The organism is Butyrivibrio proteoclasticus (assembly GCF_900115735.1).
In the GTDB taxonomy this organism is placed as follows: domain Bacteria; phylum Bacillota; class Clostridia; order Lachnospirales; family Lachnospiraceae; genus Butyrivibrio; species Butyrivibrio proteoclasticus_B.
In genome coordinates this window covers 1-14,777 of record NZ_FOXO01000006.1, presented here as the reverse complement: position 1 = coordinate 14,777, position 14,777 = coordinate 1, and the positions used below count along the sequence as shown (strand labels likewise).

The following is a 14,777-nucleotide window of genomic DNA, read 5'->3' as shown; positions in this document are numbered from 1 at the left end:
GAATAATCATTTCGTGCATTTTTGTTGCGCATCACACAAAATCACGATACTGCATATTTTTTTATCTTGTTGCAAGCCAAGCTTCATACTGACTGTAGAATTCATCAAGTACTGTCTGAAGTCCTGAATCGTAGCACTCTTTTATCATCTTATCAAGAGTAGCATCAACATCATCTACAAGACCAAGCTCAAGCATTGGAACATAAGAATTCAATACTGTATTAACTGCTGCTTTTTCATTGGAAACATTTGTGTCATCAAATACAAATGTGATAGTAGGGTTGCTTACAACTCTTTCTTCCCAGCTGTCAGAAACCTCTTTTTCTCTAGGATCTCCGCCTGCCTCTGAAAGCTCGCCGTTCTTGATTGCCCAGGATGCTGAAACTGTCATTGGAGGATAGTTTTCTGTTGCTCCATCAACTTTTGTATACTCGTTGTTTTCATTGATAGTGTAATGCTTACCTTCCTCACCAAGAAGAATGAGACGGTTCACATAAGTATCCATCTTCATAATATCAAGAACCATAGCTGCTCTCTCAGGATTCTTGGAGCTTGCAGTGATAGCCATGTCGTTGTTTGAATATGCTTCGCATCCTACAAGATGTGGCTTTGTAATATCATATGCTGCGCCAACTACACCGTCTGTCTGCTCTGCCTGTCTGATGTATGTGAATACTGAGGCATTCCATGCAATTGATGCACCCTGAAGTGCTCCGAAAGCATCGTCATCTGTTACTGTATTTGTAAGAGCTGATCTGCTCCAGCAGCCTGCATCAGCCATTTCCTTCATGTCTTTTGCATACTGACGGAAAGGTTCATATTCGTATACCAGCTTGATATCGTCCTTTGTAGGAAGTGATCCTTCCTTATACTCATAGATCATGTCAAAAAAGTCTGAATCCAGGGCAAGGAATGTGTCATACTGCTCTCTGTATACATCCCAGAGCTCGTTGTTATCCCCTGCTGCAGCAAGTGCATACACACCTGTCTCAGGAGTTTCTTTTTCTGCAACTGTAAGAGAGAAGTTCTTGTAATCATCCCAGCTTTTAAGCTCTGAAATTCCATACTTGTCAGCAATATCCTGTCTGATTGCTACAATCTTACCCATTGGCTGAGCTGTGTTTGATGGAACTGCTATGGTCTTACCTGAAAGAGTTGTCTCATCCCAGCTCTCTGCTGCCTGATACTTATTTGTAAGTGGCATACATTTTGCAATAAAATCAGAATCCAGTGTATAGAAAGATCCCTTTGCAGCTTCGGTGTACATGTAGCACCATGGAGCTGTGAAAATAAGGTCTGCGTCTCCTCCCTGAAGAACAAGTGAATACATTGTTGAGTAATCACTCCAGCTAAGGAATGTTACATTAAGATCTGTGTTAAATGGCTTAAGATAGTCATTTATGAGGCCAAGTACCTCGTCCCAGTCATTTGGTGTATCGCCGATAAGATACATCTGAACTGTGTAGGGCTTACTTAAGTCAATTCCTGAGTACATCTCAGGTGTTGCGGTTACTGTTCCTTCTCCGATTGCTGCCGGAAGACCTGCCAACAGATCGGTTGATTCTGCTGCTGGTGCCTCTGCTGAAGTCTGTGTCTGCTCTGCCGATCCTGCGCTCTGTGTTGTTGTGTCTGTGCTTGTTGTAGAAGCGCTCTCACCACAAGCTGTTAATACCCCCGCTGTCATAGCGACAGACAAAATAATCGATAATACCTTCTTTTTCATTTATACCTCCTTTTATCCTTTCACTGCTCCTATAGTTAACCCCTTTACAAAGTATCTTTGTACAAATGGGTAAAGCAACACGATTGGTCCTGTAGCTATTACTGTCATGGACATCTTCATACTCTCGATTGGAATTGACGGAAGAGCAATTCCTGACTTTTCGGCAACTATTCTCATTGCTTCCGCACTTCCCAAAAGTCTCTGCAGGTAGTATTGAAGTGTAAATTTATTTTCGTCAGTCACATATAACATGCAGTTATACCAATCATTCCAGTAAGCCAGCGCTGAGAAAAGAGATAAAGTCGCAAGAAGCGGCTTTGAAAGCGGAATGATAAGTTTTGCAAATATGACCAGATCATTGGCTCCGTCTATCTTTGCTGACTCTGTTATTTCCATAGGCAGCCCTGACATGAATGATTTGGCTATTATCATGTTCCAGACAGAGAACATCAGTGGCAAAATAAGTCCCGCATAGTTGTTTTTAAAGTTAAGGTATCTAACACAGAGCAGGTACCATGGAACAAGTCCGCCATTGAACAGAGTTGTGAAGAAATAGAAAAATGCGAACTTATTTCTCCAAGGAAAATCTTTTCTTGAAAGAACGTAGCCTGTCATTGTAGCCAAAAGGACTGATAAAAATGTTCCGACTACCGTAACTCCTATTGTTGTTCCGTATGCCTTAAGTATCGCAATCGGATTTTTAAGGCTGAGTTTATAACTGTCCAAACTAAAGTTTTCAATTGACGGCAAAAGCGGATAACCATTTCTTATAAGTGATGTCTCTGAGGTAAAAGAAGCTATGATTATCAGGTAAAAAGGAATTACACAGATCAGAGCAAAAATACCTATCAGAACAACGCCGACTATATTTACCGCAAGCTCATCTTTACTTAGCCTTCTGCGCTTATTTATAACTACTTGATTTGCCATTTTTTCCTCCCATCAATACAGTGCATAATCAGGATTAGCTTTTTTAACTAAGCCATTGGATATCATTATGGTTATGAAACACAGCACTGACTGATATAAGCTTGCTGCCGCAGATACTCCGATATCTCCGTTGTCTATGAGGAGTCTGAACACATATGTATCAATAACGTCAGTTGTTGGCTGAAGCAGTGCGCTTGACCTTACTGTCTGATAGAACAGACCAAAATCTCCTCTGAAAATATTTCCTATTCCCAAAAGAACCAGTATCATCATTGTCGGCATGAGAGATGGGATAGTAAGATATCTTATCTTCTGCCAGGCGCTGGCTCCGTCAATTGATGCCGCCTCGAACATTTCCTGGTCAAGACCTGTAATGGCTGCCAGATAAACAACTGAGCCATAGCCTGTCTGTTTCCAGATTTTCAAAAAGATTATGACTATGATCCATGCTGACGGTGTGTTGTAGAGGTCAAATGCATTTGCTCCAAGGGATGTGAGCACGTGGTTAAATACGCCTTTTTCATAGTTAAAAATGTTGTACATTATGGCGCCTGCTACAACCCAGCTTATGAAGTAGGGCAAAAACATAAGTGACTGAGTAATCTTTTTAAAGTATTTGGAGAACAACTCGTTGAGCAAAATTGCGCTACCCATTTCAAATAAGACACCCAAAGTTATAAAGGCTATGTTGTACAGCAGCGTATTTCTTGTAACCATCCCAAGTTTCCCTGAGATCAAAAGAGCTTTGAAGTTATTCAGGCCATTCCAGGGAGAAAAGTAAATTCCTCCTGCATACTGATATTTTTTAAAAGCCAGAATTATTCCTGTCATTGGAACATAACTGAAAATGATCACATATAAAAGACTCGGTAAAAGCATCAGTAGAAGTAGCCAATGCCTTTTTATTACCTTCATAAATGGAGTCTTCGTTTTACTTTTTTCCATACCCTCTCCTATGTGCAGTATTTATAAATTTTCGAAATCCATGATTATATTTTAGTAATTGTGCCCAAAAGCCTCTAGATGAATTATTTTCAAATAATTCAAAGTTTTTATATCAAATTTACGAATATTTTATAATCTGTGCGCAATTTTGCGCACCATCCGCGCAATTTCAATTTTTTTGTGCAAAATTGATTGTCATTTTGAATTTGCCAAACTATAATCAAAACTATGGGAAAAGAAATACGGTTAAACGAACTAGCTGAAAAATTGAATATTTCCACCACAACTGTTTCAAGGGCCTTATCCGGAAATGGAAGGGTCTCAGAAGAGACAAGAAAAAAGGTCATTGAAGCCGCAAGAGAACTGGACTACAGCTCTCCTTCTCAGAACAGGCAAAAAAATACCACTCCTTCCAATGGAAAAAGTGGTAATGTTGGCGTAGTCTTATCAAGAGATCTTTTGTATGAATCAGAATTTTTTCACCTGTGTCTTCTTGGAGCCGCAGGGGCTCTGGCAGATCACGGCTATGAAACACTTCTGATCCTGTGTAATACCGATGAGTATGAACCTCTTATCCCCGCTGTGGAAAAAGGGGCACTTGACGGCGTGATATATACTCGCGCCATTACCGGTGAAAAGAGCCACTCATATCTTAAAAAGAAGAATATACCTGTTGTAGTTGTAGGTTCCGGAATTAAAAATGCCGTAATGGTGGAACCCAATACAGCCCTTGCCTGCAGGGAATTAACGTCAAACCTTATGAACAATGGCTGCAAGCGCATAGCCTTTATAGGCGGAAATATGAATTACAACGTCAACATAAAAAGACTTGAAGGCGTTATGATGGGAATTTCTGACTTCTGCATCGATCCTGACCCCAATCTTATTTTCAGAGACGTCTCCAATTACAATTCCTGTAAAATAGCTGTAGAAACAGCTGTTCAGCGCCGTTGCGATGGAATAATCTGCTGCGATGATGTAACTGCCGGCTGGTCCTGCGATGCCCTTACAAAAATGGGCTTATCTGTTCCGGGTGATGTACTCCTGGCTGCCTGCTACGACAGCAGTGACCTTGCGCACCATTCGCCTTCCATCACCGCCGCTCACTTTGACGCACGTCAAATGGGTGCTTATGCAGGCGAAGCCATGTATGGTCTTCTTACCGGCACAGAGAAAAGAACTCTCATAACAGTTGAGCACACCATCCACCTTAGGGAATCCACAAGAGTCTTTACTGTTTGATGGAATTCATCAGATCTTTTTGAATATCATTTAAAAGATCCACAATGTTTACTTCATCTCCAAAAGTAAACACATATCCATGAAGGGATTTAGCTTTCTGCATCAGGTTTTTGGAGTGCTCCCATACGAATATTGCAGATTTACCCTTTCCATTTTTTGCTTCCTGAATGAGATTTGCAGCAGCACTGTTGCCATCAAAGGCAATAACTGCGGAAGGTCTTCGCTCAAATATCTCGTAGTTGAAGCTCTTATATATTCCCATTCCCTGGGCTTCCGGTGATACTCTTACCTGTACTCCGCAAGCTTTAATTTTATCTATTTCTTTTTTATCCATCAGCGAAGGAACGACACTGTATATCCTGAATCCCTTCTTGTTATGATTTATCAGGTACTTTTCATACCCGGCCAATTTGTGTCCGATAACAAAGCACACCTCTTCAGGATTTAAGTACTCCAACAGAGAATCCATCTGCTCTGCTGCCTTTTTGCTGACCTTGGTCGCTCTGCTCTCAGTGTTAAAGCTTCCTCCAATAAGCACAACCGGGAATCTGTCCCATGTGATCTCGCTGATCTGTTCTTTTAATTCCTGATTAGAATCCAGTTTTGGCTCTTTTTTGGTTTTGCCTTTTGAAATCTTTACAGTCTGCATTTTTTCCAAAAGAACTTCTTCCATGTCTCTGTCTTTTATGAGATCAGCAAAGAAAGCTTTCTTTAAAGAATATGCTTCCTGAGCTTCTTTTATTATCTGTGTCTCAGCATCTTTCATGAGCTGAAGCTCAGCATCTGACAATCCAAGCATTTTTGCCAGTGACAGCTGCTCATCAATTGATGATGTTCCGTACAAAGCCGCTCCATCTGTACCCTGAACGCATCGTATGCCCTGTTTCAGATACTGCTTAAGAGGATGATGTTCCAATGAATTTAAGTTATTAAGTCGCACATTACTTGTGATCTGGAATTCAAGGACGACATTATTTTCCTTAAGCTGCTTTAATACCTCTTTTCCTTTCTTGGAAGAAGGACTGTAGGTGTAAAGGCCATGCCCAAGACGCATCCTTGGCATCTTTTGGCCAGGAGCAAGAGAATCTTTTACGCAGGCAATGCTGTGGGCGATATTATCTTTCTGGCTGTCGTTTTCTCCGGCATGGACTCTTATAACAAAGCTAGGGTCCTTGGCTGCGATTTTTACGATTTCCTGAAATGCAGGTTTTAGCGTGATTATGTCATTTATCTCTTCACCGACAAAATCGCATCCTGCGACATATGGATCAAGCGCTGTAGCTTTCAAAACCTCAAGGTTCTGTTCAATGTAATCAGACGGAGTCACTGCATCTTTTACAATGGTCAGAGGAATTCTACGCATAGCTGCCAGGAACCTGATCATTACGCCGGTTTCACGGTAAATATGAGGCATTACCTCATGAAGTTGCCTTAGCATTTCAAGTGACTCATACTTTTTAACAAGAGTAGTATCACTAATCTCTGCGTAATAAACGCCCTGTGCTTTGTAGTTTCTTGCTATCCACAGGAGTTTATCCTGAAAGATTGTATTTTTACAGTAATAAGCATTTTCCTTATCAGTAAGCATCTGCTTAAGATAAGCCTTTACATCTGCATCCGGGATCAGGTCCACACTGTGCAGATTTATTTTTTCTTCGCTCTCTTTTCCCTTGCAAAAGACATAGCGATAAAGATAGACTTTCTCAAGGTTTGTGAAAACGGCCTGCCCATCCTTAATAACAGCAAGGGAACCGCGGATTTTAACTATATTCATCTCTGCGTTATCAAGATTATTTAAGATAAGGTCCGCAAAGTTAATGAACGTATTGTCATTGATTCGTCTGTCGAGATATTTTCCCTGAAGTCCTGATGTAACAAACTGTCTTGCTACCTTTTCTCTCTGGGCATTAACTTTCTCCCACTGCATGGGTGTGAGCTTTAGATCAAGTTTTTTTACATAATAAAGAGGATATCTTATCTGATGAGCTATTCCCAATGCAATAAGCACATCACCCGGAAGATTTCCGTTCATATGCGTGTGAAGGTCCGCACGGAACTTAAGGTCCTTGCGAACTCTGGTCTTAAATATTGTCTTGTCCAGTTCCAGCTTAAAATCTTTTGTCTGACTCATAAGAGTCTTGGCAATTGCAGGTATGGTTGCCTTAACAGTGACATGACCATCCGGGTAAATACTGGCTATCTCTGTTCCACCAAGCATGAAAACGTAGCTCTCTGAATTGCAGGAATCCACAAAGCATGGCACTTCACCGCGAATGACAAGCATGTCATTATCCCCCTTGGAAAGAGGAAGTTTGCATATGCTTGCAAGGTTTCGAATAAGGTTCCCTGTGCCGTGATTGGGCGTTGTCAGTACGTAATACATCTTACCCAGGTCTTTGTACAGGTTTACGATTATATCTTTTTCATTATCCAAAAAGAAACATGTGAAATATGTCATACATTAATCCTCAATAAGCTCAAAAAAACACTCTATGCTTATATTTTAGCATAGAGTGTTTCTGTATTTTTTGCAATGTTGTTATTACTGTGCTGCTTTTCTTGCCTCAAGCATTGGACCATACTTCTCTGTATCAAATGCTGTAAGGTCTGCCCATCCAAGGCCTTCGAGCTGTGAAGTCATGTCATCCCACTGCTTCTCGAAATCTGCATCATCTGTTGCAAATACCATTCTCCAGGAAGCATCCTTGATGATATCGCCGCACTGCTTACGAATAAGGCTGATATCTGTTGTATCGATTGCAAGTGCAATGTTGATACTTGGAACTACTGTCATCATGTTGTTCTTTAAGAGATATTCAACGTCATCAGCTGCGCCAAACTTCTCTGACCACTCTTTTGTAGTCTTTGTCTCGTTCATCTTGATTGTTGATGACCACATATCTGTTCCATAAGGCTCGTTTGTATCTGGATTAATATCGCAGCTTGCTACGATCCACTGGTTGATCTGGTTGTTACCATCGTTCCAGTTTCCGCCGCCCTGATCTTCAGGAACTGCAACTTCTGCTGAGAATCTGTTAAGTCCGTCTTCTGTAAGAACATACTTGCCGTTTTCTACAGTGTAGATAAGGCCTTCTGTGCCGCCGTGCTGGATCTGTACACCTTCTGGTGAAGCATACCAGTCAAGGAACTCCATAAGTCTTGCAAAGTTCTCGTCTGAAACCTGTGAACCAACTGCGATAACACGTCCGTCACCATAATATGTATCTGATGCCTGGTAGAGGTTTGTATCTGCTACAGGAATCTCGATGTAGTTAACACCTTCCTCACCCTTTGCAGGAGTGTTCCAGAATCCATACTGCCAGCTATACCAGTAGAGGTATACTCTCTTGTCCTGCATCTTTGAAACCATCATGTTCCAGTCCTGAGTAGCTGAGTCAGGATCTACAAGGCCCATCTTGTTAGCCTGATAGAAGAATTTAAGCATCTTGTAATATGCACCGGCCTTGTCTGTAAGGGGAACGATTGAATTATCTGTTCCGATAAGAACTGATCCGTTTACTTCCTGTCCATACCACTTTGTAAGCTGAGCTACACACTCCATATACTGGCTATCCCAGTCTTTCCAAAGACTGATAGCATATGCAGGGTCACCTTTATCGTTCTGTGGATGTGCCTTCTGGATATCTGCAAGACAGTTAAGAAGGTCATCTGTGTTCTTGAGCTCAGGAGCACCAACTTCATTGTACATATCCCATCCCATACGAGGATATGTGTAAACGTGAAGCTGTTTATAAGCTGTAGGTCCGTTTGTATTCATCTCAAGTGGAATAGCGTAGATCTTGCTGCCATCACCAAGCATTGCGTTAAATGCCTTGATCTGTTCCATATACTTGGAAAGGTTAGGATACTGAGCGATAACATCTGTAAGATCATGGATAAGTCCTGACTCTACGCATTCCTGCATATCAGCGTTATCAAGAATGATCAGATCTCCAAGAGCACCTGCTGCGCAGCGTGTCTGATAAAGAGCTGCTCCATCGCCTGATACCTGTGGTGCAATGATGTTAAGGTTCATGTTGAATTTGTCTTTTACAATCTTGCCATACCAACCTGACTGTACACCCTGGAAGTTAGCTGCTACATCATAGAAATCTACAGTGTACTCAGAGTCATGTGAAACTTCACTTGCTGCGGCAGTATCCCCACCTGCTGTCTCAGTAGTTGTTGCTGTTGCTGTTTCTGTTTTTGTTTCTGTCTGGTTACTGGTTGTTCCTGTGCTCTCTGCTGCTCCACTTCCACATCCGGCAAGCATTGATGCTGCCATAACTGTGGAAAGAGCAAGAGAAGCAAATTTCTTAAACTTCATTTTCATTCCTCCTTTTTAACCTCTTTTAACATTTATATCAACCCAGGATTGGGTTGGCTTCATAAGGAACTTACGCTCTCGCTAGCCTTTGACTGCCCCAATCATGATTCCTTTTACGAAGTACTTCTGGAAGATTGGGTATACAAGCATGATTGGGAGCACGACGATTACTGTGATGGTCATTCGTACACTGGTTGTGGTCTGCGTTGTGGCTGCTGCAGCTGCAAGTGATGATGTGCTTGTGTTGCTCTGGGCAAGTGATGCAAGTGAGCTTGCCTGATTCAAGTACTGATAGAGCACAAACTGCAGTGGATAAAGCTTTGTATCTGTCATAAGAAGAAGCGTATCCTGGAAGGCATTCCACTGACTTACTGCTGAAAAAATTGCTACTGTTGCCATAATAGGCTTGATTACAGGAATAATTATCTTAAAGAACACTGTCAAAACTCCTGCGCCGTCCATCTCGGCTGCTTCCTGCAGCTCTTTTGGCACTGACTCAACGAATGTTTTGGTCAGGATCAGGTTGAACGGTGATACAATTGCCGGAAGTATGTATCCCCAGAAGTTATTTGTAAGATGCATGGTCTTAATTACGAGGAACCATGGGATAATTCCGGCATTGAAATACATTGTTGCCACAATAAGTCTGTACCAGAACTTTCTAAGCCACATCTTTTCCTGAGTAAACATGAATCCAAGAAATGCTGAAGCAAATACTGTAAGTGCAGTACCAAGAACTGTTCTCATAAGAGATATCTGAAAGGCCCTTAAAAGTCCGTCAATTCTGAAGGCTGACAGGTAGTTCTTAAAATGAATTCCCTGTGGCCAGAAGAGAATATCTCCCTTGGCGCTCAAGTCATTGGCACTGATTGTGTTGATAACTATGTAATAAAACGGATAAAGACACAGGAATGCTGCTATAGAGAAAACTATGTAGCAGACAATTTCAACTGTTCTGTCTCCCGCGCTTACTTTTATTGTTGAACCTTTTTCTTTTGACTGTCCCATCTCAAACCTCCATCAAAGTATGCTCTCGCCACGGATTCTCTTTGATGCTCCGTTAACTATGACCAAAAGCACTACGCTTACCAAGCTCTTAAGCATGCTGATTGCAACTGAAACTGAATAACCGCCGCTGCCCATCGCCATGTTGTAAACATAAAGATCAAGAACCTGGATATATTCTTTGTTGAAAGCGTTCTGGAACACGTAATACTGCTCCATTCCATTATTTAGGAAGTTCGCTACGTTAAGTACCAGAAGAACAAAATAAGTAGGCAAAAGACTTGGAATAGTAATGTGCCATATTATCTGCATTCTGGTTGCTCCATCAACTCTCGCAGCCTGGATCATTTCATCATCAATGCTCGAAATTGCAGCGATATACATGATTGCTGCCCAGCCAAGGTTTTTCCATGTGAGCCATAACCACTGAGTAAACCAAACATGGCTTGATGACTGTAAAAAGAGAATGGGCTGTTCAATGAGTCCTGATTTTAATAAGAGAGAGTTGAGCATTCCTGTGCTGTTAAACAATGAAAATGCTATGGAATAAACCATTACCCAGCTCACAAAGTTTGGAAGTGTTGTAACTGTCTGTACAAACTTTCTGAATTTCACTCCTCTGATCTCATTGAGGAAAACCGCAAAGATCATTGGAAGCCAGCTGGTACCGAGTGTTAATCCACTCATGGCAAATGTGTTTTTCAGCACCTGAACAATCTGTTGAATTTTAGTCTCACTATTTACCAGTGATGCAAACCATTTAAGTCCTACAAATGGACAGTTTGCCAAAGTTTTTGGTGGTTTATAATCATAGAATGCATACATCCAGCCATATAGCGGATAGTAGCTAAAGAGTAGAACCAAAACAATAAACGGTAGTACTAATAGAAATAGTTTCAGAGAATAGATCTTCTTTTTTGACACCCCTAATACCTCCCGATGGTTTAACGTTAAACCTTATAGCAAAAAAAATTACTTTTCAGAAACTGATCTTCTTATTATCATCTTGCACGGATACTTGTAAACTTTCGGTTCATCCCCAATTTGCGAATCCCCATTCGCGCCTTCAAGCTTATCAAGTAAGAGTTCGGCTGATTTTGCTCCGATTTCTCTAAGCGGTAATTCAGTTGTAGTGAGCTTTGGTCTAAAAAACTCGGCAATACTCTCATTATCAAATCCCGCTACCGAAATATCTTTTCCCACGATCAGCTCTTTTTCCTCAAGATAGTCATATACGCCGCCGGTCATCCTATCTGAAATTCCAAATATTGCTGTTACATTCCGTTCAAGTAATGCCTTGGCACCTTCATGCCCGGCTTTCCTTGACCAGTCGCCATAGTAAACAAGCTTTGGATCAAACAAGAGACCGTTTTCATACATTGCTTTTTGATACCCCATCAAACGCTGCGCTGTATGAATATTGTCCATTCGACCCCCTATGAATCCTATTCGCTCATGCCCCATTTTTATGAGGTAGGACACCATTTCATAGGAGCTCTTTTCATCATCGATCACCACTGACGGTATGTGTGGCGATTCGGAGTAGGCGTAACACATAACTATAGGAAGATTGAATCCTGCGTTAAATGTTTTTATGATCCTGGCATGTCCTGCAAGATAGATAACTCCGTCTATCTGAGCGGAAAGAATATCTTTTATCACAGGATCAAGGACTGAGTGATACTCATCCTCCTGGCCGTACCAGGTATCGGACCACCTGTCGTAAAGTCTGAGGTTATGGACAACGACCCTGTAGCCCTTTTTTTCGCAGGTCTCCATGATGCTCTCAATCATTGGCGGTGATGTGAACTGCGCAATATCCTCTGCTATTACGGCTATTGTTCTGGTCTTTTTTACTCTAAGCCCCTGAGCAATTGTGTTTGGCTTATAACCAGTTTCTTTTATCACCTGCATTATTCTGTTTTTAGTTTCTTCGCTGGTCTTTGCCTTGCCATTAATAACGTTGGAAACTGTTGTGGCAGACACGTTGCATCTTTCTGCAACCTCCTTGAGTGTCACCATATTACTTCCCCATGTGTGATTTGTAGTAAATCGTTAAACATATGTATATTATTACGCTTGCGCCACTTTGTTGTCAATACTTTTTGTGCAATAACACCAATTTGATTGATAATTGTGCCGTTTTTTGTGCAATTGTCATTGACTTTTAGGAATTTCAATCATAGTATAAATACATATTTGATGTTAATCGTTAAACAAAACTAAACTTTATTGTCTACTTTGTATGAAAGGAGTTTTTATGATCTACTACGTTGACGCCAATGCTTTTCGCGATGGAGACGGAAGCATAAACCGCCCATTTAAGTGCATTGGTGCGGCTGCAAATATAGCGCAGTCTGGGGATGAAGTCGTTGTTAAGCCCGGTATCTATAGAGAATACGTTGCTCCTAGGAATGCAGGAACATGTGAAGCTCCTATAGTTTACCGTTCTGAAACTCCTCTTGCTGCTGTTATCACAGGTGCTGAGGAAGCCAAAAACTGGAAAAAGGTTAAGGGAAATCTCTGGAAAACTACTGTTAAGAATAGTATCTTTGGAGATTACAATCCATACACTACAAGAGTTTACGGAGACTGGTATTTTGCCCCTATCGTAAGGCATACCGGAGCTGTTTTTATCAATAACAGCATGATGTTTGAAACTACATCTCTCGCAGAATGTCAGAAAGGAAAACCGGATCCTTTGGCCTGGGATCAGGAGGCCGCAAAATATCTCTGGTACACAGAGCAGGATGGCGATGAGACTGTTCTGTATGGTAACTTCCAGGGCCTTGACCCCAATAAAGAAAATGTGGAATTTTTAGTAAGGCGAAACTGCTTTATGCCTGAAGGGAATGGCATAAATTACATAACTGTAAGTGGCTTTACAATTTGTAAAGCAGCTACCACTTGGGCTCCTCCTGCTGCTTACCAGGATGGCATGATCGGCCCTCACTGGAGCAAAGGCTGGATTATTGAAGATTGCGAGATTTACGGAAGTAAATGCTGTGGAATCTCTCTTGGAAAATATCTTGATCCGGAAAATGATATGTACTTCACCAAGAGACACGTTAAGAGCCCAACACAGATGGAAAGAGATGCTGTCTGCCGTGGTCAGTACCATGGTTGGTTAAAAGAAAACATCGGTCATCATCTTATCCGTCGCTGCCACGTTCACCACTGTGAACAGACAGGTATCGTAGGTAGGATGGGAGCTGTATTCTCAACTATTGAGGACTGTGAGATTCACGACGTCTGCACTTCTCAGCAGCTTGGCGGCGCTGAAACAGCTGGAATCAAGCTTCATGCAGCAATCGATGTGACAATCAGAAGAAACCATATCCATCACAGCATTATGGGAGTATGGCTCGACTGGCAGGCACAGGGTGCAAGAGTAAGTCAGAACCTTATGCACGACAACACCAGACCCGATGGCGTACAGCAGGGTCCCGGTGCAATGTTTAACACTGACGTATTTATAGAGGTTGGCCATGGCCCTACTCTTATAGATAACAATATTCTGCTCTCACCTGTTGCAATCACTATTCCAAGTGAAGGAATCGCAGTTCTGCACAACCTTATCCTTGGCGGCTTCAGCCTGATAAATTCAGGAGTAGACAGTATTATCAATGGTCAGCGTGAGCCAAGATATACTCCATATCACATTCGCCACCGAACAGAGGTTGCCGGCTTTATGACAATTCTTCATGGTGACGACAGGATCTACAATAACATCTTTGTTCAGCAGCACAAAATTGATGACAAAAAGAAAACTGCTGCAGATGCTGACTACAAGACTGTTGGAACTGCCCCATTTGATATCTTTCCGACTTATGAAGAATGGGCTGATCAGTTTGACCTTGAAAAAGACCCTGATATGGGCCATCTTGCAGAAGCTCACTTTGGTCACCTCCCTGTATGGGTTGATGGAAATGCTTACTTCAATGGAGCAACTGTTTATAAGAAAGAGAAAAATAAGCTTGTAGATAAGAAATCAAAAGTAACTATCGAACTAAAAGAAAAAGATGGCGACTATTACTTGAAAACCAATTATGACAAAGCCCTCAAAGACTTCTCATGTGGAATACTCTCTACAGAATGTCTCGGTGTCGCCTTCGAGCCAGAGCAGAAGTTTGAAAATCCAGATGGCACACCAATCACTTTTGATCGCGATCTTCTCGGTAACCACCGCTCATCAGAGACCATACCAGGACCACTTAGCACCGCTTCATCCAAAGAAGTCCTCATATGGGAACGCTTAGTTTTATAATAAGAATCTAAGAATAAAAAAAGGGGCTGTCGCACTAAGTAATTAGTGCTCAGCTCCCTTTTTATGCCCAAAACACAAAAACCAGGCTTCGAAAAGCCTGGTTTTTGCTGTAAAATATATTTATGCTACTAAATAAAATCTTACAAGGAAATTATAGCCTTTCTTCCTTAAATCATCAAATAAAACTTCCGCTCGACATAGACCTATCAGTAGCAGATGACGATCCGGTACGCCTGGTAAGCGCATTCGTGGAGGAGATGGACCTTTCTGATCTTTATGCAACATATGAAAGAATCAGAAAAGGCCAGGCAACGCCCCGTCATATGATGAAGATAGCA

The 14,777-nt window shown here is 41.6% G+C and carries 10 protein-coding genes and 1 pseudogene; 3 read left to right on the top strand and 8 right to left on the bottom strand.

Going from position 1 to position 14,777, the window contains the following annotated elements; translation table 11 throughout:
- Window positions 1–61: 61 nt before the first annotated feature.
- From BM146_RS05090 to BM146_RS05080, 3 genes are read right to left on the bottom strand one after another with little or no spacing between them, the layout of a single operon-like run.
- The gene (locus tag BM146_RS05090; RefSeq protein WP_074885326.1) at window positions 62–1,723 is read right to left on the bottom strand and encodes an ABC transporter substrate-binding protein; all 1,662 of its coding nucleotides are present in this window, start codon (window positions 1,721–1,723) and stop codon (window positions 62–64) included.
- Window positions 1,724–1,735: 12 nt separating this feature from the next.
- Window positions 1,736–2,653 (bottom strand): carbohydrate ABC transporter permease, encoded by a 918-nt coding sequence (locus BM146_RS05085; protein WP_074885323.1) that lies wholly within the window; start codon window positions 2,651–2,653, stop codon window positions 1,736–1,738.
- A 12-nt stretch (window positions 2,654–2,665) separates the two neighbouring features.
- The gene (locus BM146_RS05080; RefSeq protein ID WP_074885319.1) at window positions 2,666–3,598 is read right to left on the bottom strand and encodes an ABC transporter permease; all 933 of its coding nucleotides are present in this window, start codon (window positions 3,596–3,598) and stop codon (window positions 2,666–2,668) included.
- Window positions 3,599–3,826: 228 nt separating this feature from the next.
- Between BM146_RS05080 and BM146_RS05075 the strand changes: the two genes are divergently transcribed.
- Window positions 3,827–4,840, top strand: a complete 1,014-nt coding sequence (locus tag BM146_RS05075; RefSeq protein WP_083413408.1) for a LacI family DNA-binding transcriptional regulator — start codon at window positions 3,827–3,829, stop codon at window positions 4,838–4,840.
- Here the strand turns inward: BM146_RS05075 and BM146_RS05070 are convergent.
- The 5 genes from BM146_RS05070 to BM146_RS05050 all read right to left on the bottom strand — a co-directional run bounded on the left by BM146_RS05070 (window position 4,830) and on the right by BM146_RS05050 (window position 12,194).
- Window positions 4,830–7,298 carry an amidohydrolase family protein gene (locus BM146_RS05070; protein ID WP_074885311.1) on the bottom strand — a complete coding sequence of 823 codons (2,469 nt, stop codon included), beginning with the start codon at window positions 7,296–7,298 and terminating at the stop codon, window positions 4,830–4,832. The genes BM146_RS05075 and BM146_RS05070 overlap by 11 nt on opposite strands.
- 84 nt (window positions 7,299–7,382) lie before the next feature.
- A complete protein-coding gene (locus BM146_RS05065) occupies window positions 7,383–9,167 on the bottom strand; it encodes a type 2 periplasmic-binding domain-containing protein (protein WP_074885308.1) in 1,785 nt (594 codons plus the stop codon).
- A gap of 81 nt (window positions 9,168–9,248) precedes the next feature.
- Window positions 9,249–10,175 (bottom strand): carbohydrate ABC transporter permease, encoded by a 927-nt coding sequence (locus tag BM146_RS05060; RefSeq protein WP_074885305.1) that lies wholly within the window; start codon window positions 10,173–10,175, stop codon window positions 9,249–9,251.
- Window positions 10,176–10,187: 12 nt separating this feature from the next.
- Window positions 10,188–11,096, bottom strand: a complete 909-nt coding sequence (locus tag BM146_RS05055; protein WP_074885301.1) for an ABC transporter permease subunit — start codon at window positions 11,094–11,096, stop codon at window positions 10,188–10,190.
- Between the two features lie 48 nt (window positions 11,097–11,144).
- Complete coding sequence (locus BM146_RS05050; RefSeq protein ID WP_074885298.1) at window positions 11,145–12,194, bottom strand: LacI family DNA-binding transcriptional regulator; 1,050 nt, start codon at window positions 12,192–12,194, stop codon at window positions 11,145–11,147.
- A gap of 238 nt (window positions 12,195–12,432) precedes the next feature.
- On the opposite strand from BM146_RS05050, the gene BM146_RS05045 reads away from it, so the two are divergent.
- Both BM146_RS05045 and BM146_RS05040 read left to right on the top strand, forming a co-directional pair.
- Window positions 12,433–14,439, top strand: coding sequence for a right-handed parallel beta-helix repeat-containing protein (locus BM146_RS05045; protein ID WP_074885296.1), 2,007 nt, complete (start codon window positions 12,433–12,435; stop codon window positions 14,437–14,439).
- Between the two features lie 122 nt (window positions 14,440–14,561).
- Window positions 14,562–14,777: pseudogene (locus tag BM146_RS05040) on the top strand (IS5/IS1182 family transposase); the annotation flags it as partial.